At 67.7% G+C, this 24,370-nt stretch carries 27 protein-coding genes and 1 pseudogene; 14 read left to right on the top strand and 14 right to left on the bottom strand.

The genetic code is table 11. The features are described from left to right. The first annotated feature begins 24 nt into the window (after nt 1-24). Both AB4Z09_RS19490 and AB4Z09_RS19495 read left to right on the top strand, forming a co-directional pair. Nucleotides 25-1,065 carry an ABC transporter substrate-binding protein gene (locus AB4Z09_RS19490; protein WP_114721136.1) on the top strand — a complete coding sequence of 347 codons (1,041 nt, stop codon included), beginning with the start codon at nt 25-27 and terminating at the stop codon, nt 1,063-1,065. Between the two features lie 64 nt (nt 1,066-1,129). Then, nucleotides 1,130-1,405, top strand: a complete 276-nt coding sequence (locus AB4Z09_RS19495; protein WP_174907830.1) for a hypothetical protein — start codon at nt 1,130-1,132, stop codon at nt 1,403-1,405. Between the two features lie 191 nt (nt 1,406-1,596). On the opposite strand, the gene AB4Z09_RS19500 is transcribed toward AB4Z09_RS19495, so the two are convergent. Next, nucleotides 1,597-2,004 (bottom strand): RidA family protein, encoded by a 408-nt coding sequence (locus AB4Z09_RS19500; RefSeq protein WP_174907828.1) that lies wholly within the window; start codon nt 2,002-2,004, stop codon nt 1,597-1,599. Nucleotides 2,005-2,198: 194 nt separating this feature from the next. On the opposite strand from AB4Z09_RS19500, the gene AB4Z09_RS19505 reads away from it, so the two are divergent. Further along, nucleotides 2,199-2,708, top strand: coding sequence for a TetR/AcrR family transcriptional regulator (locus AB4Z09_RS19505; protein WP_254622770.1), 510 nt, complete (start codon nt 2,199-2,201; stop codon nt 2,706-2,708). Here AB4Z09_RS19505 and AB4Z09_RS19510 read toward each other — a convergent pair. The 3 genes from AB4Z09_RS19510 to AB4Z09_RS19520 form a co-directional block, all read right to left on the bottom strand. Next, nucleotides 2,705-3,166: a MepB family protein gene (locus tag AB4Z09_RS19510; protein ID WP_217487178.1), complete on the bottom strand. Its 462-nt coding sequence runs from the start codon at nt 3,164-3,166 to the stop codon at nt 2,705-2,707. The genes AB4Z09_RS19505 and AB4Z09_RS19510 overlap by 4 nt on opposite strands. A 130-nt stretch (nt 3,167-3,296) precedes the next feature. After that, nucleotides 3,297-5,048, bottom strand: coding sequence for a cholesterol oxidase substrate-binding domain-containing protein (locus AB4Z09_RS19515; protein WP_442240489.1), 1,752 nt, complete (start codon nt 5,046-5,048; stop codon nt 3,297-3,299). A gap of 185 nt (nt 5,049-5,233) precedes the next feature. Next, nucleotides 5,234-6,049: a metal-dependent hydrolase gene (locus AB4Z09_RS19520; protein ID WP_174907824.1), complete on the bottom strand. Its 816-nt coding sequence runs from the start codon at nt 6,047-6,049 to the stop codon at nt 5,234-5,236. Nucleotides 6,050-6,215: 166 nt separating this feature from the next. Here AB4Z09_RS19520 and AB4Z09_RS19525 point away from each other — a divergent pair, with 166 nt between their 5' ends. The 3 genes from AB4Z09_RS19525 to AB4Z09_RS19535 all read left to right on the top strand — a co-directional run bounded on the left by AB4Z09_RS19525 (nt 6,216) and on the right by AB4Z09_RS19535 (nt 10,131). Beyond that, complete coding sequence (locus AB4Z09_RS19525; protein WP_442240485.1) at nt 6,216-7,586, top strand: MFS transporter; 1,371 nt, start codon at nt 6,216-6,218, stop codon at nt 7,584-7,586. Next, nucleotides 7,586-9,049, top strand: coding sequence for a pyridoxal phosphate-dependent decarboxylase family protein (locus tag AB4Z09_RS19530; protein WP_442240486.1), 1,464 nt, complete (start codon nt 7,586-7,588; stop codon nt 9,047-9,049). Before AB4Z09_RS19525 ends, AB4Z09_RS19530 begins: the two co-directional genes overlap by 1 nt. A 152-nt stretch (nt 9,050-9,201) precedes the next feature. Then, nucleotides 9,202-10,131, top strand: coding sequence for an ABC transporter permease (locus AB4Z09_RS19535; RefSeq protein ID WP_217487177.1), 930 nt, complete (start codon nt 9,202-9,204; stop codon nt 10,129-10,131). Between the two features lie 185 nt (nt 10,132-10,316). Here AB4Z09_RS19535 and AB4Z09_RS19540 read toward each other — a convergent pair whose 3' ends face one another. Beyond that, on the bottom strand, nt 10,317-11,783 hold the full coding sequence (locus tag AB4Z09_RS19540; RefSeq protein WP_174907818.1) for a catalase: 1,467 nt from the start codon (nt 11,781-11,783) through the stop codon (nt 10,317-10,319). A 19-nt stretch (nt 11,784-11,802) separates the two neighbouring features. Continuing rightward, nucleotides 11,803-12,333, bottom strand: a complete 531-nt coding sequence (locus tag AB4Z09_RS19545; protein ID WP_174907816.1) for a Fur family transcriptional regulator — start codon at nt 12,331-12,333, stop codon at nt 11,803-11,805. A 374-nt stretch (nt 12,334-12,707) separates the two neighbouring features. Between AB4Z09_RS19545 and AB4Z09_RS19550 the strand changes: the two genes are divergently transcribed. Then, nucleotides 12,708-12,914, top strand: a complete 207-nt coding sequence (locus AB4Z09_RS19550; RefSeq protein ID WP_174907814.1) for a hypothetical protein — start codon at nt 12,708-12,710, stop codon at nt 12,912-12,914. Nucleotides 12,915-12,944: 30 nt separating this feature from the next. After that, nucleotides 12,945-13,331, top strand: a complete 387-nt coding sequence (locus tag AB4Z09_RS19555) for a TraR/DksA family transcriptional regulator (RefSeq protein WP_174907812.1) — start codon at nt 12,945-12,947, stop codon at nt 13,329-13,331. A 32-nt stretch (nt 13,332-13,363) separates the two neighbouring features. Here AB4Z09_RS19555 and AB4Z09_RS19560 read toward each other — a convergent pair whose 3' ends face one another. Together AB4Z09_RS19560 and AB4Z09_RS19565 are read right to left on the bottom strand one after the other, a co-directional pair. Beyond that, nucleotides 13,364-13,801 (bottom strand): SRPBCC family protein, encoded by a 438-nt coding sequence (locus AB4Z09_RS19560; protein ID WP_174907810.1) that lies wholly within the window; start codon nt 13,799-13,801, stop codon nt 13,364-13,366. 52 nt (nt 13,802-13,853) lie between these two features. Further along, nucleotides 13,854-14,009: a hypothetical protein gene (locus AB4Z09_RS19565; RefSeq protein WP_174907808.1), complete on the bottom strand. Its 156-nt coding sequence runs from the start codon at nt 14,007-14,009 to the stop codon at nt 13,854-13,856. Nucleotides 14,010-14,018: 9 nt separating this feature from the next. Between AB4Z09_RS19565 and AB4Z09_RS19570 the strand changes: the two genes are divergently transcribed. Next, a complete protein-coding gene (locus tag AB4Z09_RS19570; RefSeq protein ID WP_302675472.1) occupies nt 14,019-14,153 on the top strand; it encodes a hypothetical protein in 135 nt (44 codons plus the stop codon). 99 nt (nt 14,154-14,252) lie between these two features. Then, nucleotides 14,253-14,852: a hypothetical protein gene (locus AB4Z09_RS19575; protein ID WP_174907806.1), complete on the top strand. Its 600-nt coding sequence runs from the start codon at nt 14,253-14,255 to the stop codon at nt 14,850-14,852. A gap of 64 nt (nt 14,853-14,916) precedes the next feature. Here the strand turns inward: AB4Z09_RS19575 and AB4Z09_RS19580 are convergent, their stop codons facing one another. The 6 genes and pseudogenes from AB4Z09_RS19580 to AB4Z09_RS19605 form a co-directional block, all read right to left on the bottom strand. Continuing rightward, nucleotides 14,917-15,792, bottom strand: coding sequence for a formylglycine-generating enzyme family protein (locus AB4Z09_RS19580; protein WP_174914379.1), 876 nt, complete (start codon nt 15,790-15,792; stop codon nt 14,917-14,919). Nucleotides 15,793-15,868: 76 nt separating this feature from the next. Beyond that, entirely contained in the window at nt 15,869-16,810 is a 942-nt protein-coding gene (locus tag AB4Z09_RS19585) for an HAD family hydrolase (protein ID WP_174907804.1), read from the bottom strand. 5 nt (nt 16,811-16,815) lie between these two features. Beyond that, the gene (locus AB4Z09_RS19590) at nt 16,816-18,354 is read right to left on the bottom strand and encodes an arylsulfatase (RefSeq protein WP_174907802.1); all 1,539 of its coding nucleotides are present in this window, start codon (nt 18,352-18,354) and stop codon (nt 16,816-16,818) included. Between the two features lie 123 nt (nt 18,355-18,477). Beyond that, nucleotides 18,478-18,848: pseudogene (locus tag AB4Z09_RS19595) on the bottom strand (AI-2E family transporter); the annotation flags it as partial. Further along, nucleotides 18,849-19,337, bottom strand: a complete 489-nt coding sequence (locus tag AB4Z09_RS19600) for a DUF1269 domain-containing protein (protein ID WP_174907800.1) — start codon at nt 19,335-19,337, stop codon at nt 18,849-18,851. A 157-nt stretch (nt 19,338-19,494) separates the two neighbouring features. Then, on the bottom strand, nt 19,495-21,354 hold the full coding sequence (locus AB4Z09_RS19605; protein WP_174907798.1) for a multicopper oxidase family protein: 1,860 nt from the start codon (nt 21,352-21,354) through the stop codon (nt 19,495-19,497). 257 nt (nt 21,355-21,611) lie between these two features. Here AB4Z09_RS19605 and AB4Z09_RS19610 point away from each other — a divergent pair, with 257 nt between their 5' ends. The 4 genes from AB4Z09_RS19610 to AB4Z09_RS19625 all read left to right on the top strand — a co-directional run bounded on the left by AB4Z09_RS19610 (nt 21,612) and on the right by AB4Z09_RS19625 (nt 24,271). Then, the gene (locus AB4Z09_RS19610; protein ID WP_442240487.1) at nt 21,612-22,535 is read left to right on the top strand and encodes a hypothetical protein; all 924 of its coding nucleotides are present in this window, start codon (nt 21,612-21,614) and stop codon (nt 22,533-22,535) included. A 9-nt stretch (nt 22,536-22,544) separates the two neighbouring features. Next, nucleotides 22,545-22,886, top strand: a complete 342-nt coding sequence (locus AB4Z09_RS19615) for a sigma factor-like helix-turn-helix DNA-binding protein (RefSeq protein ID WP_254622769.1) — start codon at nt 22,545-22,547, stop codon at nt 22,884-22,886. Between the two features lie 275 nt (nt 22,887-23,161). Continuing rightward, nucleotides 23,162-23,707, top strand: coding sequence for a hypothetical protein (locus AB4Z09_RS19620; protein WP_114721179.1), 546 nt, complete (start codon nt 23,162-23,164; stop codon nt 23,705-23,707). Between the two features lie 294 nt (nt 23,708-24,001). Further along, nucleotides 24,002-24,271 (top strand): hypothetical protein, encoded by a 270-nt coding sequence (locus AB4Z09_RS19625; RefSeq protein WP_217487176.1) that lies wholly within the window; start codon nt 24,002-24,004, stop codon nt 24,269-24,271. Nucleotides 24,272-24,370 lie beyond the last annotated feature (99 nt).

Consider the following 24,370-nt stretch of genomic DNA (forward strand, 5'->3'; position numbering starts at 1 on the left):
TGGACCACAGGCTAGCCTGACCTAATGTTCAATCGATCGTCCCTGCGCAAGCGGACCTCCGTCCGCGTCGCGATGGTCGCCCTCGCGACCGTGTTCGCCGCCACCGCATGCGGCTCCTCCGACAGTGCGACCGACGCTCCGGCCGGCAACACCGACGTCGCGACGGGCGGTCACCTGTTCGCCACCGCCGACGCCGCGACCGCCGAACTGGGCAGCGACGCGCAGCCCGGCGCGTTCCCGCGGACCGTAAAGCATGCGCTCGGCGAGACCGTGATCGAGAAGAAGCCGGAGCGCGTCGTCGTGCTCGACGGCGGCGAGCTCGACGACGTCCTGTCGCTCGGCATCACTCCGGTCGGTATCGCGAATCCGGAGGGTGTGTCCGGACAGCCGTCGTACCTCGCGGACAAGCTGAAGGGTGTGCCGGATGTCGGCACCTCCAACAACCTCAATCTCGAGGCGATCACCGCGCTGCAGCCGGATCTGATCCTCGGTAGCAAGCTGCGTTCCGACAAGCTGTACCCGCAGCTGTCGCAGATCGCGCCCACGGTGTTCGGCATCCGCCCGGGCTTCCCGTGGAAGGAGAACTTCCTCCTGGTCGCCGACACCCTCGGTGAGGAGACGAAGGCCGAGTCCGTGCTCAACGACTACCAGACCCGGGCGAACGAGGTCCGCGACAGCATCCAGGGCGATCCGTCGATCTCGCTGGTGCGCTTCATGAGCGGCAAGACCCGCCTGTACGGCAACCTGTCGTTTATCGGCGTGATCCTGCAGGACGTCGGACTGCGCCGCCCCGACATCCAGAACATCGAGGAGCTGGCCGTCGAGGTCAGCCCCGAGACCATCACGCAGGCCGACGGTGACTGGATCTTCTACTCGACTTACGGCAAGCCCGACACCACCGCCGAGGGCGAGGTGCTGGGCGGCCCGCTGTGGTCGAGCATGAACGCAGTGAAGAACGGCAAGGCCGTGCAGGTGTCCGACGAGACATGGTTCCTCGCGCTGGGTCCGACAGGCGCGATGATCGTGCTCGACGACCTGGACAACCTGCTCGGCGGCAAGCAGTAGACGTTCGACCCGCGGCGAGGCCCGGCACCGATTCGGTGCCGGGCCTCGCCGTTATCGTGGCCGCATGGACGAGTCGCTGACCCTGCAGAAGGCACTGCTCCAGCTCGACTACGGCCGGGTCGAGAAAGCGGAGGTCACGCTGCGTGAGCTACTCGATCGCTCGCAGCCCGGCGTGTTGCGGGTCCGCGCGCTCGTCGTCTACGGCGACCTTCTGCAGCAGCTGGGACGGGCCGACGAGGCGACGGCGCTCCTCGAGTCCGCGGTGCGGGAAGCCTCGGATCTCGATGTCGACGACCTGCTCGACATGGAGCTGGAACGGGCCCGGGACCTCTTGGGATGACCCTGGAATAACCTCGGCGGGGTCGTGGTTGAATGGTTCGGATCGGCGGTTCCGTGTCCCCCGGGCTCAATTTCACCGCCTTCGCAGAGTTCCGTTCGGCTGGAGCTGCGTTGCGCCTTTCGCCGTGAGGCGACCGAGCCGCCGGTCCACCTTCTTTCCGCTCAGCCCGCGGCGAATGCCGATCCGGCACGCTAGGGAATTACTGCGGTCGCTTCGACCTCGACCATGAGATCCGGTTCTCCCAGGGACGCGACTCCCAGCAGAGTGATCGGCTTGACCGGATCGATCCCCATCTTCTCCGCCGCTCGGGTCACACCCTCCCCCAGGAGTGCCATCTTGTCCGGGGTCCAGTCGACAACGTAGACGGTCAGCTTCGCTACGTCGTCGAATGACCCGCCGATCTCGGTGAGAGCTGTTCCGATGTTGAGGTACGCCTGCTCGACCTGTGCGGCGAAGTCGCCCTCGCCGACCGGTCTTCCGTCTGCATCACGAGCGACCTGCCCTGCGAGGAAAACGATCCGCGAGCCCGTCGCGATCGACAGTTGCCGGTAGACGGCGGGCTTCGGCAGTCCTTCAGGGTTGATCAGGGTGACTGGCATCTCAACTCTCATCTCTGTCTGGTCAGGGCGGAGCGGTCACGAGAAAACATAGCAGCGTTATGTATCGTTCTGGCGTGGTCAGAGCGAAGGATCCTGCGGTTCGGGAACTGTTGGTGGAGCGAGCGGCCCGGATGCTCCGCACCCGGGAGCCGATCACGATTCGTTCACTCGTTGCCGGGACCGGCGTATCCACGATGGCCGTCTACACCTACTTCGACGGCATGGACGGCCTGTGGACGGCGGTGCGGCAGGAAGGATTCACACGACTTGCGGCGATTCTCGAAAAGACCCCAGCCTCCGACGATCCCGTTCGGGACCTGGTTGCGCTGGGTTCTGCATACGTATCAAATGCGTTGGCGAATCCTGACCTTTATCGCGTCATGTTCGACGACACCGTCGAACTCGCAGATCCCCTGGCCGCAGATGCGACCCTGAGCTATCTCGTTCGCGCTGTGGAACGAGCAAAGCTCGCCGGGCGGCTGTCCGGCGAGGTCGTTGCGTCCGACCTCGCCACTCAGTGTTGGATCATCGGCCACGGGCTGACCTCGCTGGTTGCGACCGGACCTCTCGCGAGGGAGGTTCTCGACTACGGCGCAACCATGTTGACCGCTCTATTGATCCGCGCCGGCGACGACCCTGCGCAATGCGAGCGTTCGGTAGCGGGCGGATGGGGCGCGCATCCACTCGATGTCGGCGACGTCTAGTGGTTGCTCGAACCCGTGATGGGCTGCTGGATCACCGCAAGGAGGCGACCGGCCCGCTGCAGATCGACGGCCGCTCGGTCACTCAGGTCGAGGAACCAGTCGCACTGCCAACCCTGGGACCGCTTCGCCTGCGGGTTGCTGGTCGCCGACCACGGCGGATACACCCGGAAACCCCGCTTCCCACCGGCACCACGTACCGACACGATGCCGCGGGTGGCCAGCACCTCCGTCGGGAAGACGAACGCGCCGAAGCGGTCCCCCTCGCGGGCGGTGACGACCAGCCCGTCCACGTCGCCCTCGGTCGGGAACGGTTCCGTCGACCCACCGGCCGCGCGACGCCACACCGAGACGAACAGCCCCACCTTCGTCGGGGTCAGCTTGCCGACCCGAAACCGAACCGTCGACCGGCCGACCTCCGAAATCGCGGCACCGTACTCGGCGTTGTCGGGCTCGGACACAGCCGGCGAACACCCGACCCCGAGGCCAGCGAAGAGACGCATCACGAGGGCCACATCCGGATGGACCGCATCAGAAACCACAACAACTCCAAGCAAATCGACCCCGCCCGAAACTACCCGACGGCGCCCTCTACGGCAGCAGTCGGTCGTGGAAGCTGTTGGCGAACACGCGATGCGGGTCGTGCGCGTTGAGGGACTTCCGCGCCGCCTCCCAGTTCCCCGATGCCGGGATTCCTGTCGTGTAGGCGGCGGGCAGGGTCTGCGTCAGCCACTCGGGGTCGCGGTAGCCACCCTGACCGTCGAAGCCCCAGCCCTTGGCCCACTCGGAGCGGAACGTGGCGTAGTCGCCCGAATAGTTCTGCGCCATCCAGCGTTCCATCTCGCGGAAGTAGTCCGCCGCGCCCGGCGTCCCCGGCAGCGTGACGACGTTCATCCAGATGCAGGTGTCCCACTCGGGGTGATCGGGGCGCGGACGCACGGCCGACAGGTTCGGCGGCCCGGCCGATTCCACCAACACCTCGGCCTGGTCGTCGACCTTGCACATGCGCACCTCGAACGGGCCGTTGATCGGATACCTGCCCTGCGCCGCCAGGTCCGTCATCCGCGCGTTGTGCCAGGTGGTGAACTCGTTGATGACCCACTGGATGTTCGATCGCTTCGTCACGACGACACCGCCGCCCGCGGTGACACGCATCGTGGTGTGCCGCAGGTAGAACAGGACGTCCTTGGACCAGCCCCACAGGTCGTCGGTGTCGGTGAGCGCGAGGCCCGCCTGTACGGCCGCCAACTGCCCGATCCCGAAGGCGGGCGTGGCGGCCTGGATGCCCGACGCCACCTGCCCCAGCAGATCGGTGAGCGGCTCGGGCAGGTTGTCGGTGAAGAAATAGTTGTAGGGACCGAACACCTCCCGGGACTCCGGCGGCCTGACCGGCGTCGGCGTCCAGATCTTCAGCCACGGCTTGTCGGTGAACGGGAACCAGATCGCCTCGACACGGCCCGACGTCTCCACGAAGGTCTCGTACGTCCGGCCCGGCGCTCCCGGCTGCGCGAACATCTCCTGCCACGGGATGTCCATGATGCTCTGGCAGCGCAGGCGGGCGTTGACGCCGGCCTGCAGCGTCACCGCCGTGACGAAGCTGCGGCCCAGATGTGTCAGCAGCGCGGTGATCTCGGGATCGGCGCGGGTGAAGTCGCGCAGCACGAAGCGGTCGGTGGCATCGTCCCACACCACCGCGGTCATCGCGGTGACGAGGTTCGACAGCGAGCCGAACGACTGGCCGGGCGTCACCGTCTCCCCCGCGGCCGGGTACGTGGCGCCGTGGGCGCCGATGGCGAGGATCCCGGCGATCGAGAGATCGCCGATGGCCGGCGAGTTGGCCCACCCGAGACCGTGCTGCTGCAGCGCGGTGAGGATGGCCTCGAGGCTGGCACCGCCGCCTGCGGTGACGGTGGCCGGTGACCCGACGGGGTCGACGTTCACCCAGTTCAGATGGGTCATCGTGTCGACGAGCAGGATCTTCTCGACGTTCTCGCCGGGCACGACGGTGAGCGGACTCCACCCGTGCATGGTGCCCTTCGCGCGCACCCGGAAGCCGTTGTCCTTGGCCCAGTTCGCGATCCGGAGCACGTCGTCGGGTGTCCGCGCGGTCGCGGTCCACACGGCGTCGAACCGGATGTCCTTGGCCCAGTTGACGTAGCCCTGTTGGGACAGCGGAATGTCCTGGGGGAACGCGGGCGGYGCCGGAAGGTTCGACACCGGGCCACCACCCGAACCGGTCGAGCCCGCCGCCGGCAGCGCGAAGGCCGGAGACCAGCCCATGCCCGCCGCGGCGGCGGCGCCCGCCGCCCCGGCCGCTCGGCCGAGGAATCCCCTGCGCGACATCCCGTTACGCGATCCGCCTGTCGCCATCTCGCTGCCGTCGACACTCACCGGTTCGACTCCGATCCACTCGTCGGGGTGGCGGCACCGTCGAGTCCGCCGCGCACGATCTCGAGCCAAACTAGAACAAGTTTCGTTCCGATGCCAGTGGTTCCGTAATTCTGGTCGAGGGAATCTCGGAGGCGCCCCTACTTCTCGGTCACCTGCACCGAGGTCCGCAGCGCATCGGTGATCGCCTCCGGCGCCCCGTCCACCGACCAGACCGCGAGACCGACGGCCAGGATCGTCAGTGCCGGACCCAGCACGGCCTTCTCGAAGCCGCCGCCCGCGCGGATCGCCAGGAACGAGGGCAGCCGCAGCTCCCACCATCGACGTCCCCCGAACGGGACGAACGGCGCGAGGAACGGCACCCCCTCCTTGGTGATCATGTCGCCGAGACAATGCGTGGCGCAGCCGAGCGCGACCGCGACGCCGAGCCCGGTCGACCCCACCTGATCCGGGAACCACTGCCACGTCAGGATCGACAGGAACGCCGCGGCGCCGGTGACGACGAGCCACCCCTTGTCCCGCGCCCAGTCCCCGACCAGACCGCGCAGCGCCAAGCCGAGCGTGAAGAACAGCGTGACGATGATGGCGGGCCGGCCGAACTGGCCGACCAGCGCCGAGATCCCCGCGCCCAGCCCCACCGCGAACAACGCGGTGTGGGTGAGGGTGCGGTGCCCACCGCGCCGGTTGGGATCCTTCCGCCCCTTGGTCACCCGGTACACCCCGAGGGACAGGGCGTCGACGCCCGCGGCGAGGGTCCTGCTGATCGGGCCGAACGACCGCGCGACGGTGGACTGGGTGGTGTCCAGATCCGGCAGCAGCGCGGCCCCGGCGCACACGCCGGCGAACGCGAAGGTCTCCGCGGTGGACGTGGGTCCACCCCAGTCGGTGGGCAGCAGGTCCGCGACGGCTAGGCCGACCACGGCACCGGACATTGCATGGGTAGCACCCATAACCATGGGAGACAGCACCTTTCGAGCAGGACAGCAGATCACCGACAGCGAAGGGGTCCGAAGCGGCAGCCCCGGACCCCTTGCCGGGAACGCTAGCAACGACCACCGACACGACGCTCCGACGGCCGCGACCGGACCACCGTCGGCTCCCGGCTGGCCTAGATTGACGCGCATGACGGCCACGAATGTCTCGTCCACCGCGCCAGGGCGGCTCAGCGCCGCCACCATTCGCGGCTACGCGCTGGGTTCGGTCGGCACCGGCGGCTTCTCGACCCTCCCGGGCCTGGTGCTCGCCTACTACCTCACCGACACGTTGGGCATCGCGGCGGCCGTCGCCACCTTCGTGGTGTTCGCGCCGAAGGCGCTGGACGTGGTGCTCAACCCGGCGATCGGGTCGTGGAGCGACTCGTGGGCCCGCCGGACCGGGAGCCGACGGCGGTTCCTCACGATCGGCGCCGTGCTGCTGCCGGTCTTCTTCGCCCTCACCTTCGCGGTGCCCGACGGCGTCGACGCCGCGGGTGGCGCGGTGTGGGTCACGGTCGCGTTCATCGCGTCCGCGGTGGCGTTCAGCATGTTCCAGGTTCCGTACATCGCGATGCCCGCCGAACTCACCGACGACTACCACGAGCGTGCGCGCCTGATGGCATGGCGCGTCGCAGTTCTCGGCATCGCGATACTCCTCTTCGGGGCGGGTGGCCCGAAGCTGCGCGAGCTGGGCGGTGGCGGCCGCTGGGGCTACCTCGTCATGGGCATCGTCGCCGGCGCGTTGCTGGGACTGGGCATGCTCGCGGCGTCCCGTGTGGCCCCGCGCCGGCCGGCATCGGAATCCTCGCTCGGCGAGGACACCTCGTTCTCGGCGTCGCTGCGCGTCGTCCGATCCAGCCGGCCGTTCCGGATGCTGCTGACGGCATCCGCACTGCAGGCCTTCGCGACGGGCACCATGCTGGCCGCTGCGCAGTACGCCGCCACGTACGTACTCGGCAACGAGGGGTCGGTGTCGATCCTGTTCGCCGCGCTGGTCGGTCCGGCGGTCGCGGTGATGCCGCTGTGGTCGCGCTCGGTCCGGGCGTGGGGCAAGCGGCGCGCCTACCTGCTGGCGTCGAGCCTGTTCCTCGCCGCCACCGTGGCGCTGCTGGGTCTGCTCGTGGACACCGGGTGGTGGGTGTACGCGGTGGTGGCGGTGGCCGGTGTCGGCTACGCGGGCATGCAGATGCTGGGCATGTCGATGCTGCCGGACGTCATCAGCGACCACGAGAAGCGCGAGGGCGGCACGGTTCGCGCCGGGGCGTTCAGCGGCGTGTGGACGGCCGTCGAGACCATCGGCCTGGCGCTCGGTCCCGCTCTGGTCCTCGCGATCCTCGCGATCACCGGGTTCGTCTCGTCCACCGACGACCACCACGCCGACCAGTCCGAGACCGCGATCAACGGCATCGCACTGGCGATCTCCGCGGCTCCTGCGATCCTCACCGCGCTCAGCATCGTCGCGCTCGCGCGCTACCGCCTCGCCGCCGAGGACTCCTACTCCCAGAACGGAAGCCACTGATGCAGTTCCGCAACGATCCTGCCGACGTCCTCGCCCGCCTCGATGCCCTTCGCGCGGCGGATGCCCCGACGTCGGGCGGACGCCTGCTGTCGTACGTGTACGACCCGGGCGTCGCCGAACTCGCCGAGCTCGCGGGGGCCGCGGCGTTGCGCGCGCAGTCGCTGAACGGGCTGGACCCCACCACGTTTCCGTCGATCGCGGCGATGGAGCGCGATCTCGTCGAACTGGGGCGCGGCGTGCTCGCAGGTGGCGACCCGGACGTCGTCGGCTCGGTCACGAGCGGCGGCACCGAAAGCTGCATGCTCGCCGTCAAATCCGCACGGGACACGTGGCGGAGGCGAACGGGGGCCGAGCACCGCCCGACACTGCTGATCGGCGCCACTGCGCACGCGGCCTTCCACAAGGCGGCGCAGCATCTCGATCTGCGGCTCGAGGTGCTGCCGGTGGATCCCGTCACCGCGCGGCTGCGGCCGTCGGACGTCGCCGCGGCCTTGTCGCCCGACGTGGCCCTGGTCGTCGCGAGCACGCCGTCGTATGCGCACGGCGCCCTCGATCCTGTCGAGCAGATCGCGGAACTGTGTGCAGCCCAGGATGTCCCACTGCACGTGGACGGCTGCATCGGCGGCTGGGTGCTGCCGTGGTGGCCGGGCCTGACACGGCGGTGGGATCTGACGGTGCCGGGCGTGAGCAGCCTGTCGGTGGACCTGCACAAGTACGGGTACGCCCCCAAGGGCGTGTCGCTGCTGCTCTACCGCGACCGCGACCGACACCGCGCACACTGGTTCGCCACCACGTCGTGGCCCGGCTACTCCGTGGTCAATCCGACGCTGCTGGGATCGCGCAGCGTCATGCCGATCGCGGCCGGCTGGGCGGTGACACAGGCCCTCGGCGAGGAGGGATTCGCAGCCCTGGTCGCGCCGATGGCGCGCGCGACCGAACGGATCCGCGGCGCGATCGCGGGAATCGTGGGCCTGCGGCTCGTCGGCGATCCCGTCGGCCCCCTGCTGGCGATCGCCACGGACGAGGCGGTGTCGCCGGAGCGCCGCGTTGATCCGCACCGGTGGTCCGACGCCGCGGGCGACGCCGGGTGRGCGCTGCAGCCGCAGCCCCGGTACACCCAGTCGGACGGAACGGTCCTGCCGCGCACCACGCATCTGACGATCACGCCGGTCACCGAACGGGTCGTCGACGACCTGATCGCGGCGCTGCAGAAGGCGGCGGACGGCACCCGCGGGATCCCGGGCGCGGACGCCCCCGCCGACCTGGTCGCGGCCGCCGCGCAGATCGATCCCGTCGATCTCACCAGCGAGGTCAGCGCCGCCGTGCTGGGGCTCGCCGGGCTGGATCCGAAGGCCGGGCTCACCGGCCCCCAGGCCGACGTCCTCGCCCTCGTCGAGGCACTGCCCGCACCGGTCGGCGAGCGGCTGCTGATCGAGTTCCTGGCACGCTTTCTCGAACCGTGACGTCGAGAACGCCCACCGCGGCGCCGTGATGTGGGCACACTCGATGTATGGCAGCGACGTCGACGCGGTCAGTAGACGATTCGGAACCGGATCGGTCAGCCGAGCACTCGGAGCCGGAGCGCGACACGGTCGTGCGGGGAACCGTGGTCCCGATGCTGGTCGGTTTGCTGATCGGCGCCATCTTCGTCGCGGTGTTCCTGGCCGCCTTCCACGATCCGAAACCGCACGATCTGCCCGTCGCGGTGGTTGCGCCGCCACCGGCGGTCGCCGCGATCGAGGCCCAGTCGGCGGCCGCCGGCGACGCCTTCGACGTGCGCGTCTACCCGTCCGCCGACACGGCCCGGCAGTCCGTCGAGTCGCACGATGTCTTCGGCGCGTTCGTCGCCGCCGGTGCGCCCACCGCGGAACTGCTCGTCGCGGGCGCGAACGGGCCGGCGGTCACCGAGGTCCTGTCCCGTGCGTTCGGGGCGGCCGCCGCGGCGACCGGTACGCCGCTGACCGTGACCGACGTCGTCCCGTTGGCGTCGGGCGATTCCCGCGGACTGTCGGTGTTCTACACCGCCTTCGGTGTCGTCCTCGCGGCGTTCCTGTTCGGCCTCACCAGCATGCAGGCCGGTCCGCGACTGCCCGTCGTCTGGCGTGCCGTCAGCGCAGTGGCCTTCTCGATCCTGGTGAGCCTCGTCGTCGCCTGGCTGGTCCAGCCCGTTTTCGGGGCGCTGCCGGCGTCGTTCCTCATGACCGCCACGCTCGTCGGTCTGCTCGCGTTTGCCGTCGGCGCCTCGACCGTGGCGCTGCTCAAACTCCTCGGGCCGCCCGGGATCTTCGTCGCCGCCGTCGTCCTGCTGGTGTTCGGAAACGCGACCAGCACCGGCATCCTGCCCGCACAGTTCCTTCCGGGTTGGTTGGAACCGCTGACGAACATCCTGCCGGTCGGCGTCACCGTTCGCGCGCTGCGCGGCACCGCGTACTTCGACAACGACGGCCTCCCCACAGCGATCGCGGTGCTGGAGGCCTGGATCATCGGGGCGGTACTCGTGTACGGAATTGCCGTGTTTGTTCAGAGCCGACGCCGAGGGGCATGATGGAGGCAGTCCTCGAATGCTCGGGAGGCGGTTATGGACACTCTGATTCTGTGGCTGGCAGCAACCTTCATCTACTGGTGGGGCCTGCTCCCCTGACGAGTCGATGAGGCCGACAGGTTCGTGAAAGCCGATGGGCCCGTTCCGGAATTGTCCAATTCCGGAACGGGCCCATCGGGCTCATCGGTCTACTTCTGGCCGGCGCGCACGCCTACCTCGACCTTCTTGCCGAGTTCGGCGTCCACGTTCTTCCAGTACTCGAACACGCGCTGCAGCACGGGTTCGCTGACACCGCCGAGCGCGTGGCCGACGATGTTGCTCACCAGACGTTCGCGGGCGGCATCGTCGAGCACCTCGCGGACCAGGGTTCCGGCCTGCGTGAAGTCGCCGTCCTCCGGGTGCTGGATGTACCCGGCGCGCACCGCCTGACCGTCGAACTCCCACAGGCCCTCGTCACCGGCGGCCGACGGATCCGCGTGCGGCCCGCCGTACGAGTTGGGCGCGTACACCGGGGTGTCGGCGGAGTTGAAGCTGTAGCGCATCGCACCCTCCTTGGAGTAGGAGTTCACGGGGCACTTCGGCGCGTTCACCGGCAGGTCGGCGTAGTTGGTGCCGATCCGGTAGCGATGGGCGTCCGCGTAGGAGAACACCCGGCCGAGCAGCATCTTGTCGGGGCTGAACCCGATGCCGGGCACCACGTTCGACGGTTCGAACGACGCCTGCTCGATCTGCGCGAAGAAGTTCTCCGGATTGCGGTTCAGGGTCCACTTGCCGACCTCGATCAGCGGGTAGTCCTTCTGCGACCACACCTTCGTCAGGTCGAACGGGTTGAAGCGGTAGCCCTCGGCCTCCACGACCGGCATGACCTGAACCTTCATGGTCCAGCTGGGGAACTCGCCCCGATCGATCGCGTTGTACAGATCGGCGCGGTGGTAATCCGGGTCGGAGCCGGCGAGGGTGTCGGCCTCGGCCTGCGTGAGGAACTCGATGCCCTGGTCGGTCTTGAAGTGGTACTTCACCCAGAAGCGCTCACCGGCAGCGTTGACCCACTGGTAGGTGTGCGAGCCGAACCCGTCCATGTGCCGCCACGACTTCGGGATACCGCGGTCGCCCATCAGCCACGTCACCTGGTGCGCCGTCTCGGGACGCAGCGTCCAGAAGTCCCACTGCATGTCGTGGTCGCGCAGACCCGAACCCGGCAGACGCTTCTGCGAGCGGATGAAGTCGGGGAACTTGATGGGGTCCTTGATGAAGAAGACCGGGGTGTTGTTGCCGACGAGGTCGTAGTTGCCCTCTTCGGTGTAGAACTTCATCGCGAACCCGCGCGGATCGCGCCACGTGTCGGGGCTGCCCTGCTCGCCGGCGACGGTRGAGAAGCGCACCAGCGACTCGGTCTTCTTGCCGGGCTGCAGGAACTTCGCCTTGGTGTACTTGCTGACGTCACCGGTGATGACGAGTTCACCGAACGCGCCGCCGCCCTTGGCGTGCACGATGCGCTCCGGCACCCGCTCGCGGTTGAACTGCGCGAGCTTCTCGATCAGGTAGTGGTCGTGCAGCAGGATCGGCCCCTGCGTACCCGCGGTCAACGACTCGTCGTCGCTGCTGACCGGGATTCCGAAGTTGTTCGTCGTCGGACGTGACTGTGCGGACGTCATTTTGCGAAGCCTCCTGGCACTAGTGGGCTGTGGCTGTCTTCGAATGGTTCGACCCGCCCGATCCGGGCACATCGTCTTGATTCTGTGAGCTGGCAACGGTCTCTGCTGTGGTTTTCGCCGAAACACTTCGGCAACCGCCGCACAGACCCCAGAACACCACCTCGGCCTCGTCGATCTCGAAGCCGTGGTCGTTCGAGGGCTCCAGGCAGGGAGCGTGGCCGACGACGCAGTCCACATCGACGACCGTGCCGCACGAGCGGCACACCAAGTGGTGATGGTTGTCCGCGGCGCGGGTCTCGTACCGTGCCGGGGAACCCGCAGGTTCGATCCGGCGCAGCAGACCCGCCCGGACACAGGCCCCCAGCACGTCGTAGACGCCCTGGGTGGAGACGGTCCCGAGCTGACGACGCACCTCGGCAGCGATCTCCTCCGCATCCGAATGCGGATTCGCGGCAACAGCATTCAGAACCGCAACCCGGGGAGCCGTGACACGTAGGCCCGCTTCCCTCAGCAGGGTGCGGGGTTCGATGCCGTGCTCTCCGTGTTGCATGGTTCCCAGTATGCCCCTTTTCTGGAATAAGTCAAAAGAACGACAACCTCCAGGATGCGGCGGTCGCGCGAACCCGGGCCGTCCGGCGAGGACCGCGGGCCGGGCGACCCTCCGGACAGAGGCAATCCCCGCCCCGGTGCGCGCGGCGAACCGGCCGCACCGTCACCGGCCGCGCGGGTGCAATGATCTGCACCCGGAACCCGAAGCGGGATGGATTCGCCCGCAACCACATCCACGCGATCGATTCGGCCAATCTCTGCACCGCAGTACAATTCGGACGATTCCCCACACGCCTCCGCTACCACTCCGCTACCGTCGGGTGCGTACTGCACGGCACAGACGACAGGAGCGCACCACAGCTCACGGGAGACGACATGTGCGAGGCTCCACAACGCGCGCGGCGGGCCGGGATACGAACCACGTCACTGCGATTGGCATGGCTGCTGTGCATCGCACTCATCGTGTTCGTGCCCGGATTGTTCGCACTGATGGTCGGCACCACGCTGCTCGAGGCCGTTTTGATCACAGCCTTCACCCTGGCTTGCGTGTGGATGGCCGGGCTACTGATCAACTTTCGGTAACCGCGAACCGGCTTCGATGGAGGAACACCCATGGTCGACGACACCCCCGCAGGAGCCGACGCGGACGCGACCGCCTCCCGGCATCGGGCCCGGATCGCCCGGGAACGCGCCGACACGGAGCGCCGCATCGCCGCACTCAACCAGCGATTCACCGGAATAGTGGAGGGATCGGAGTTCACCACGGACGACGACGAGCACGATCCCGAAGGCTCGACCATCGCCTTCGAGCGTGCCCAGGTCTCGGCCCTGCTCGACGACGCTCGCCGCGACCTGGAGGACCTGGCGGCGGCAACACAGCGCCTCGAGAACGGCACGTACGGCGTCTGCGTCCGATGCGGAACACCGATCACCGAGGCCCGACTCGATGCGGTGCCCGCCGCCACGATGTGTATCGACTGCTCGGCTCGTCGCCACTAGCAAGCGACGACGAGCCGGCGGTCGGTGCGCGGCTAGTCCGCGAAATACGTTGCCACAGCGTTGAGTCCGGTGACATAGACCCCGTCGCCGAACATCTGCTCCACCGTCGCGACCGCCGCGTCGTCGTCGGCCTGATACTCCGCGCTCCAATGAATCTCGGTGCCGCCGGCGTGCGGCCGCACCGCGAGGGTGGCGATGTAGTCGCTGATCGGCAGCATCGGGTCGAGCACCTGGTAGCTGTACGTGCGCGCCGCTGCATCGCGGCCGACGAGAAGCTCCCGGGCGACGACACGCCCGTCGATCGAGAAGACACGGATTGCACCGACCTCGGTCGGCTCCGTGTCGCCCTCGAGCTCCGAGGGCGGGACGCCCGGATGCCACGCGCCGAGCCGGTCGAAGTCGCCGATGTGGGACCAGACCCGATCGGGATCTGCCGAAACCACGACGCTTCTCACCAGTGACCGAACCATGATTGTCTCCTTGTCTGCCGAAACATGTTGTCTGTCGAACGGATTCGTCGAGCTAGTCGCTTCGCGCCGGAATCTGGACATCGAGGCGTAGGACGGACAGCGCGGACGCCGCCAGCTCACCCACGTCGGCCGGCCCCTCGGGGTCGTCCAGATCGGGCCCGGCCCGCCCCGCCAGCAGCGGTCGCATCCGAGAGTGCGTCTCGAGCACATTGACAGCGTGGCACAAACTGGCGACCTGGCACAGATTGCCACGCTGCTGTCCCGGCTTGTTTCCCCGGAGAATTCGCACGTCACCGGCCACGTCGTCTTCGTCGACGGCGGCGCCGTGCGCCGCGGCGACTCCGCCTGGTAGCCGACGTCGACCGCCGGGCCGTTCACCGGGGCGGTGTGCGGATCGGGCCGGCTCCCCCGTTAGCCTGGGCGTACACGTACGTTTCTCTGGGGGGGGAAGATGTTCGTCAAGGACCGAGGACGGCGCGAATCGTCGGGGCTGGTGATCGCGGCGATCGCGGCGATCGGCATCGCGGGTTGCGCGACCGAACTGGAAGGCACACCGACGAGCGAGGAGGGGGTCGTCGCATCGAGTCGGCCGCCGGATACCGTCGCCTCCGACCTGGAAACGTGGGCCGACGCCTTCTGCACGGCCTACGGACCCCTCGCCGACGCCACAGAGGCGCTCGACGAGATTCCCGCCAGCTCCGCACTGTCACCGGCGAACATCACGAATACCCGCAGCGCCCTCGTCGCGAGCCTGCCTGCGCTCGACACGTTGATCGAGATGCCGGAACCGCCCGTCTCCGACGGTCGTCAGATCAAGGCCATCCTCGACGCGTCCCATCGCGCGTGGAGGAAACTCACCACCGATGTTGTCGCAGTGATCGATTCCAGCCCCGACGGGCTCAGCGTGAACGGAGCGCAGCGGATCCTGGATCTGGCCGCCGATGCAGACGCCGGGTTGACCACGACGGACCTCGACCGGATCGAGGACTTCAACAGCCGGATCGAGCAACTCGGCCTGCCCGCTTGCTCGGCTATGGACGGAAATCCCTGACCCGTCGCCCCGGCGGCCCGGCCGACCATGAGCCGCAACCTGTTCGGAGCCCGTCCGGATTCGACTACGCGGCGCCCGCCACGCACCGGAATCCGATGTGGCTCATCCCCGTGTCGACCATCTGGGGTCGGCGCGCCGCGGGCCGATAGCGGCGGCAGTAGCTGTCGGCGCACAGGAACGAGCCGCCCTTGATCACCTTGCGGGGCACCTGGAACTGGGGCTGACGGCTGTCGAAGCTCTGCGACACGTCCGGCCCACGCGGATTGAGCGGTGCGCAGCACGAGTCCGCCGAGTCGGCATGTCGGTCCGAGTACCAGTCGGCCGTCCATTCCCACACGTTGCCCGCCATGTCGTGCAGGCCGTACCCGTTCGACGGATAGCTGCCGACCGCTGCGGTGGTGCCGTACCCGGAATCCGCTCGCCAGGGGAAGTCGCCGTGCCAGAAGTTCGCGAGACGCTCGTCGTCCGCTTCGCCGTCCTTGCCCCATGTGAAGTCGGCGCCGTCCAGCCCACCCCGCGCAGCGGCCTCCCACTGCGCCTCGGTGGGCAGCGACCGTCCCGCCCATTGCGCGTACGCCGCTGCATCCTCGTGCGCGACATGAACGACGGGGTGGTCCCCGAGCCCGGCGGTCGACGATCCGGGGCCTGTGGGGCGCTGCCAGGACGCCCCGATCGTCCAGGTCCACCATTGACTGAGGTGCCGGAGATCGACCGGACCGGCGGTGCGTGTGAAGACCATCGATCCGGGCTGCAGGTTCTCCACGGGCGCCCCCGGGAAATCGGCGGGGTCCAACGGCCTCTCGGCCACCGTGACGTAGCCGGTGTCCCGCACGAAACGCGCGTACTGCGCATTGGTGACCTGATGGGTCTCGATGGCGAAGGCATCGACCTTCACACGGTGCGCCGGGCCCTCCTCCGGGTAGTGCCGATCCGAGCCCATCGTGAATGTCTGCGCCGGTACGTCTCGGAGGTCGGAGAATGCCGAATCACCCACTGGGCCTCGCTCCTCTTCGGGGTCAGGTGACGGCCGTCGAGAAGACGTTCGTCCAGTCGTTCTTCATGCTTACCACGGTCCAGTCCTTCTCTCGCGCTTGATCGAGGGCCTGTTCGGCACCGGCGACGTAGTCGAACTCGCGTTCGGCATCGTCGTGCAGGATCACCATCCGCAGGGACGGGCGGTCGGGTTGCCCGGAGAACGCCAGCATCGGAAGGTCGCCGTTGGAGTTGCCGACCGACAGGATCGGCCGCCGCCCGATCCTGCTCCAGATCCGGACGGGCTTCTCCGGTCCGTCGTCGAAGAAATCCATCGCGGCCTTGTAGAGCAGATCGGTGGTGTCCTCGCCCTCGCGGTACGACAGACCGAGCGCGCTGCCGATGATGCGTTCCGGCGGCAGCCCGTAGAGCCTTCCGGCGACCGGGCGCATGAAGTCGCGGTCACCACCGGACGCGATGTAGGTCGTGAAGCCGTTCTCCTCGAGGTAACGCAACAACTCGACCATCGGCGTGTATCCGCACCCGTAATAGGGGCGGCCGAGCGTCGGGTGATCCGCCCCGGCGAAGAAGGCCCGGACCCGCGCGTCGTAATTCTCGACGGTGACCGAGTCGAACGCGGCGGTGACCGCGCCCATCAGCAGCTTCAGATCGCCGTCGTCGCCCTGATAATGCTTGACCATCGCCGTGCCGAGCCACTGAAGGTCATTCTCGTAGGCCGCCTTCCACGGCTGTTTCTGGCGCAGATCGGGTTCGCCCGTAGCCATCTCGGCGAAGCGCCGCACGGTGAAGTCGAGTTGGATGGGCATCGGCTTCTCGCACCAGAGTGTGCCGTCGTTGTCGAAGACCGCCACCCGGTCCTCGGGTTCGACGAAGTCCGGTCCGCCGGCCGCCGTGACCCGATCCACGAAATCGACTATGGCGGATCTTGTTCCCCCGTCGGCCCACGACTCGAGTGCATTCACCATGCCGGTCAGTCCCGCGACAGAAAGGCGTGCAGCTTCTTCACCGCATGATCGATCGTGAAGGTGGCTGGCTCCTGCCGCGGCGGAAACTCCTTGAACGTGTCGAGGAAGGCGGTAGCGATCGCGGTGCCGTAGAGGGCGATGTAATCGTGGTCGAGGAACCAGTCCCAGTACGTGTTCGACGTCGAGTCGGCCCGCTCGAACGGATCGGTGCGGAGGTTGAACAGCTTCGGTACCCGCAGTTCCGTGAACGGCTCCGCCCAGATCCCCAGTGTGCCCTGTACCCGCTGCTCCATGAAGACGATCTTCCAGTTCTCGAACCGCACACCCAGCACGTCGCAGTCGTCCGAGAAGTAGACCATGCCCCGGCGCGGGCTCCGCTCCACCTCCCCGGTGAGGTAGGGCAGCAGGTTGTAGCCGTCGATATGGACCTTGTAGGTCTTGTCGCCGGGGGCGTGCCCGGACTTCAGCTTGTCGACGATGTCCGTGTCACCGGCCGCCGCGAGGAACGTGGGGAGCCAGTCGTGATGCTGGACGATGTCGTTGGAGACCGCCCCCGCTTCGATCCTCCCTGGCCACCGGATCACCTGCGGAACCCGGAATGCCCCTTCCCAGTTGGTGTCCTTCTCACTGCGGAAGGGTGTGGTCGCACCGTCCGGCCACGTGTTGGCGTGCGGGCCGTTGTCGGTGCTGTAGATGACGATCGTGTCCTCGGCCAGACCGAGCTCGTCCAGGACATCGAGCACGGAGCCGACATTCTTGTCGTGGTCGATCATCGTGTCGTGGTACGGCGACTGCCAGATGCCGGACTGCCCCAGGCTTTCCGGCTTGGTATGCGTCCGCAGGTGCATGTGGGTGAAGTTCAGCCACACGAAGAAGGGCGTGTCCTCGTCGTGCTTGCGCCGGATGAAGTCGATGCAGGCATCGGCGATCTCGTCGTCGATGGTCTCCATCCGCTTCTTGGTCAGCGGACCGGTGTCTTCGATCCGTTGCTTGCCGACGCGGCCGAAGCGCGGATCCTCGGTGGAATCGTCCTCATCGGTGGCCCAGGAGCGCAGGACGCCCCGCGGCCGTTGCAGGTTGTACAGGCGGGGATACAGATCCGCGTCGGGGTAGTCCGGGAGTTCCGGCTCCTCCTCGGCATTGAGGTGATAGAGGTTGCCGAAGAACTCGTCGAAACCGTGCACGGTCGGCAGGTACTTGTTCAGGTCACCGAGGTGGTTCTTACCGAACTGACCGGTGGCATACCCGAGCGGTTTGATCAGTTCCGCAATGGTCGGGTCCTCAGCCGAGAGACCGATCTCGACGCCCGGCATGCCGACCTTGCTCATCCCCGTCCGGTAGACGCTCTGGCCGGTGATGAATGAGGCGCGGCCGGCGGTGCAACTCTGCTCACCGTAGGAGTCGGTGAACTTCATGCCCTCGTCGGCGAGACGATCGATGTTCGGCGTCCGGTATCCCATCAGTCCGTCGCTGTAGCAACTGAGGTTGGAGATGCCGATGTCATCGCCCCAGATCACCAGAATGTTCGGCTTCGAGTCCGGCATCGCACATCTCCTCGTCCGCTCCGCATGTCGTTGAGTCCGTGTCCCCATCAGGGTGCGCCCTCCGCCGGCCGTCCACATCACCCGTTCGGGATGAGGCTCGGGCGACCGACGAGGACACAGATGTCACGTCGCCGGCACGACCGACTCCGGCTCAGGACTCGGATCATCGACTTCCTTTGCAGGAGAGGGAATGTCGGGGTCCGGCGGAACCGCAACGTCCTCCGCCTTCTCGCCGATCAGGACGTTCACCCAACGGGTGGCGGGGTCTATGTCCAGCAGCATCGCCTTGACCAGAAGCGTCATCGGAATTGTAAGCAGCGCACCCAGCGGGCCGAGCACCCAGGCCCAGAACACCAGCGCCAGGAAGGTCATCGTCCGCTGATGCCGACGGCGTCGCCGACGAACTTCGGCTGGATGATCGACTGGATGACGAAATTGATCACGCAGTAGACCGCGATCACCCACACCATGAGACCCGGCCCGCCGTCGAGCAGTCAGTCCGCGAACACCTCGCGAAAGTGCGCCTCCTGCTCATGGGACAGGTTCGTGGAGATCAGTTCGGCGTGCTGACCATGGAATTCGTCGTGCACGCGATCGACCGTCGCGTCGGACGTCAACACGAACAGGGCCGAGGTTCCGGGGGTGATCTGTTCCTTGAGCCGCTTGATGAAGTCGTCGTCGATTCCGACGTCGGTCAGCGCCCCTGTCAGTGCGCCGACGGCGGCACCGACGGCCACCCCGATCAGTGGGATGAAGAACAGAATGCCGAACAGCAGCCCCCAGAAGGCGCCGCCGAGCGCGCCCGCGCCCGCGAGATCGGCGAGCTGGTGAGTCTTCGGCTTCCTCCTCCCCTCCGGCCAACTCACCACTGCCGCATCGTGAACGGTGATCAATTCCTGCTTCTGCAGGGCTTCCAACGTCGCGACGGCGGTGTCCGCTCCGGACGGAGACGCGAACTTCCAGACGGTCAGCGTTCCTGCCATGCGAAACTCCTCGAGATGGTGGGATCCAGCCACATCGGCCTCTCAGGCACCGTACGAACAGAATCGCCTCGGCGGCCTCACACCCATCGGATGAACTGCCCCGCGGACACTCCGGTCCGCGGGGCCCCAGAATCTCGAATCGGCCCTCGCCTACTCCTCATCCCCCGGCGACGGTGCGGAATCCCAGCATCATGTCGTGGTCCTCGTGGTCGAGCATGTGGCAGTGCCACACGTACCCCTGCAACGGACCCGCCGCCGCCGGCGCGGCATCGTGTCCCGCAGGGGCGGGCATCCGGTGGTCGGGCATCTGAGGTGAGGCCTCCACCGGGGCGGAGATCTCTCCCACCCCGAAGGTCGCATCGGGGTCGAAACCGAGGCGCTCGGCGGTCGGGAACACCGCGACGATCCGGGTGATCGTCCCCGGATCCGCGATGACTGTGTCCTTCGAACCGGTCTCCCACGGCTCCGGCGGTGCGAGCGGGGAGGTGACGAAGTCGTCGGCGGGCGGCGTCCACTTGGTACCGATCGGTGGCTGCGGGTACTGCCTGGTGTACGCCGCGACATCGATGTTCTGCCGGCCCAGCACGCGGAAGTTCACCAGGTGGAGGTGAATCGGGTGCGGCTCAGGCGCGACGTTGACGATGTTCCACTGTTCGACGGTGCCCTGCCGAGGCATCTCGATGTCGGGGTCGCCGAACATCAGGTTGTTGAGCGACATGATCGTTCCGCCGGTCGACTGGTCGATCAACTGCATCACAGTGACCGTTCGCTGCACCTGCGGCGTCGGCACCGGTTCCAGATCCGCGGGCTGCCCCGACCCTCCGCGCAGCGTCTCCGGAACCCGCCCGGAGAAGCCGCGTCCCGCCGACATCCGGAACCGGCAGAATAGCGGCATCGCCCGGGCACCGCGCTGGGACGCCCCGAGCGGCGGGGGCTCGTCGTTGCAGAGTTCCACCGTCGCACCGGGTTCCAGTGCCCCGAAGTCGACGAGGAGATCGACCCGCTCTCCGGGTGCGAGCCGCACGCGGTCGGAGGCTACGGGCGCGGGCAGGAGCCCGCCCTCCATGCCGAGAATCCAGAACCGCATCCGGTTGCCGAAGAACAGATTCCACACGCTGAAGGACGCGGCGCTGACGATGCGCAGGCGGTAGAAGCCCCGCGCTACCTCGAGTTCCGGCCATATCTTGCCGTTCACCACCCCCACGTCGCCCGGGGTTCCGCCGTCCCACCGCCCCTGCGGCACCAGCGGGGTGGCCCGGATGCTCTGCCGTCCGTCCGCGGTGAAGATCTTCTCCTGCAGGACCAGCGGAATCTCGAACTCCCCCGACGGCAGCCCCCACGCGTTACCGGTTGCACCCGTGTCGAATTCGTCCCGCAACAGGAACATCCCGGCGAGTCCGGCGTACACGTTGAGGCGGGTGATCCCCATCGCGTGATCGTGGTACCAGAGTTGGGTGGCCTCGTGGCCGTTCGGGTAGTGATGGACGTGCCCCTGTCCCGGCCGCTGCAGGAACGCGGGGTGCCCGTCGTGCTCGGGAGGTGTCACGGCGCCGTGCAGATGCATCGACGTGGGCACCGACGTCCGATCCTGCTCGGTCACGCCGTGCAGTGTGGTGTCGAAGTCCGCGGCGAGGGGATGGACCCCGATCTCGTTGCGGTAGGACACCGTCAGCGGGTCGTTGCTGTGCGCCTCGATGGTGGGACCGAGATAGTCCATGCCGCCGTACGCGAGCGCCGGAGAGGGATCGAGGTCACGGTGGAACCGATGTGTCGTGCTCGTGGCGCGCAGCTCCAGCTGCGAGCCGGACAGCACCGGAATGCGGGGCAGTTCGTCGACGAAGGGCTCGATACGCGGCGACGCGAACAACTGCGGGCGGGACGGGTCGATATTGCCGAGATCGCCCAGATCCTGCGCCCGCACCCCCGGCACTCCTGCGGTGATCGCCCCTACACCCACGGCGCCGGCCGTCCACGCGAGGCCGCGGTTGAAGGCTCGCCGCGAGATCCGTCCGCTCATGTCACACTCCCTGTGGTTGCCCGCCGGAGCCCGTTCGATCGCGTCGCCCCGACGGTACGCCGGCGACTCCTGGGGCCCCGCCGGTTTCCCCGGATCCGTCCCGATTCCGACGACGGTTGCGGACGAGCCGGACGAATCGCGCGGACCCGCCGTGTTTCGTCGATTCGGCAACCCGATTCGGCTGCGCACGTCGCCTACGCTGTCGGAATCATCGAGACCGGCACGGCCGGCTTCTCATCGGGCATGAGCGGGGTGCTGTGAAGTCGTCGAAGTTCAATGTGGCGCTGGCCAAGGAAGCCCTCGCGGCCCGCTCGCAAACGGCGCAGGGCTGGCTGCGCGGCACCGCGCCCGGCCGTACGGTGCAACGCGTCTTGTCGGGGCTCGTCGACATCGAGTTGGTCGACCGCTCGATGACCCTCGCGGCACAGTCGTTCACGTCGGTACTGCCGGTCGTCATCGCGGCATCGACGATCGGCAGCCACGACAACTTCACCAAGGGATTCTTCGACCAGTTCGGTGTCGATATGGACGCCGTCGACTTCTCCCCGGACAGCCTCTCCATCGATGATCCGTCGTTCGCCGCGTTCGGGATCGTCGGGCTGCTCATGGTGATACTCAGCGGCACGTCCTTCGCCCGCGTGCTGGGCCGGTTGTACGGGCGGGTGTGGCACGTCCCGACACTCCGCCTCGCGAGTTGGTGGCGGTGGGTGGCCGTGCTGCTGTCGGTGGCGGCGTCCGCCGCACTGGTCGGCGGGACCCGGATATTGCGGGACCTCGCGTACGTCGGCGGTCCGCTCGCACTGGCGGCACAGTTCGCGGTCTGGATGGGATTGTGGACCCTGGTGCCGCACCTGCTCACCGAGCGTCGCCTGTCGGCCCGGGTGCTGTGGTCGACCGGGGCGATCACCGCGGTGGGCCTCACGGCGCTGCGGCTCGTCGGTAACGTCGCTCTTCCGCGGATCGTCGCGTCGGCGGAGACCAAGTTCGGCGACCTGGGGCTGGTGTTCACGGCGATCGGCTGGATGTTCGTCGCGTGCGGCATCATCGTCGGTGCGACCGTGGTCACCAAGGCACTCGCGCTGGACGAGGGACCGATCGGACGGTTCCTGCGGGGACCCGCGGAAGAACTCCCAGGAAGTTCACCGGTTGTCGAGAGCAAGACCCCAGTCGGCACCAGTTAGCTGTGCAGGGTGAGTACCCGGTACGCCTCGCCCCCCACCGACCTGAACGACGTCGCGGTCGCCGCCGCTCTCGGAGACCGCGCGGCGATGTCCGCCGTCCTGGTGCGCATCCGCCCGATGGTGCTGAGTTTCTGCCGGTCGCGGATGCAGGGGATGCGCTACCCGTCGTTGAGCGCACAGCAGCGGACGATTCTGCACCTGAGGATCATCGACGGCCGTACGGCCACCGACACCGCGGACGCACTCGGCATGACACCGGGCGCCGTTCGGGTCGCGCAGCATCGCGCGCTCGCCCGACTCCGCGAGGAATTCGCGACGAACTCTCGAAACACCAAGAGTCGCAACGCCTGATCCACACCGGGAGCGATACCGTTATCGTATCGTTATCTATTGCGGGACATCCCGGATCGACGCTGCTCATCGGCGAATCGGGAAACCGTCACATCACTGCGACACCGGCACGGACGTCGCCGATGTCGCATTTGCCCGACCCTCCTGTTGCAGCCCCGGCGCCGAGCCCCGATGGTGGAGTGGTGATCTTGGTTTCGAGATCCCGACACGGAGATCCCGCCGCGATCCCGACACCCCGATCATGCCCAGCGTCCCACCTTCGGAAGGGGTTCTACATGCAGTTGCGTAACCGGAAAGTGTTCTCCCGCACGGTCGGCGGCGCCGCGATCGTCGCCGCCTCGGCGCTTGCGGTACCCGCCCTCGCATCCGCCGAACCGGTCGAGCTCACCGGCCCGACGGTCACGACGAACGTGGAAGCGAACACACTGAACGTCACGCTGAAGAACACCAACAGCGAGCCCACCAGCACGTGCGGCGCCTTCGCCCTCGAGTCATCCAAACTGGCCGAACTCGAGGCAGATCCCGGCAAGATCGACGACCCGGGTTTCCTGTCGTGGCGCACCGACATCGCCCAGCGCGTCGGCCCCGGCGACGAGGACACCTTCAGCGCGGAGCTAACTGACGGCCTCTACGCCGTTGTGGGCGAATGTGTTTCGCCGAACAGTGAGGAACCGGCGGTGAGCCGGCCGCAGATCGTGTCCGTCCCGGACGGCGGACTGCTCGGCAGCGTCGATCTCGGCAGTCTCGAGGACGGAATGCTCGACGGCATCGCCGAATTCGTCCAGGGCCTTCTCAGCGGGTCGGCCATGCCGGCGGCCTGACCGCCCGCCCGTCGTGCACCGGCGTCGGCACCCGTCGGGGGTGCCGGCGCCGGTGACCGGTGCTCGCCGACGTGGCGGACCACAGGAGCACGATCTGCGCGTCGATGTCGGCAATGCGGTCCGCGAACGTGGAACCACTATCGCTTCCAGCGAACCGTGACACGTCCACATCGGGAGCGGCACAGACACCCGGCGCCCGATGTTTCACCCGCCGCGGGTGACGGCGTCGGGATGGTCGCCGACCTACGTTGTCCACAGGACGGTTCCCCGACCGGCGACCGGAAGGAACACTCGATGACCGCATACCCGCCCGGCCCTCCGCCGGCACCCACTCTCGATGCGAAGCGTCTGTGGGCCGGCGGGGCCGCCACCGCGATCGTCGCGGCCCTCGCCGCAGTGGTGGGGCTCCTGCTCGTCCGCGGCCTGCTCGACATCCCGGTGATCACCCCCGCCACCGTCTTCGGCGATTCGCAGGTCACCACGCTCGCCGGGTACGCAGCTGTCGCGGCGCTGCTGTCCGGCGTGGCCGCTACCGCACGTACGACGGCACCGACGCACCCGTGAGCCGCTAGCTGTACCTGGCCATCAGGTTGGTTGCAGTCGGCTGATCGGTGGGAGTCCTCCGAGTGCGCTGTGGCGTCGTCGAGTGTTGTAGTACTCGAG

It is taken from the genome of Rhodococcus sp. TAF43 (assembly GCF_052113525.1).
Lineage (GTDB): Bacteria > Actinomycetota > Actinomycetes > Mycobacteriales > Mycobacteriaceae > Prescottella.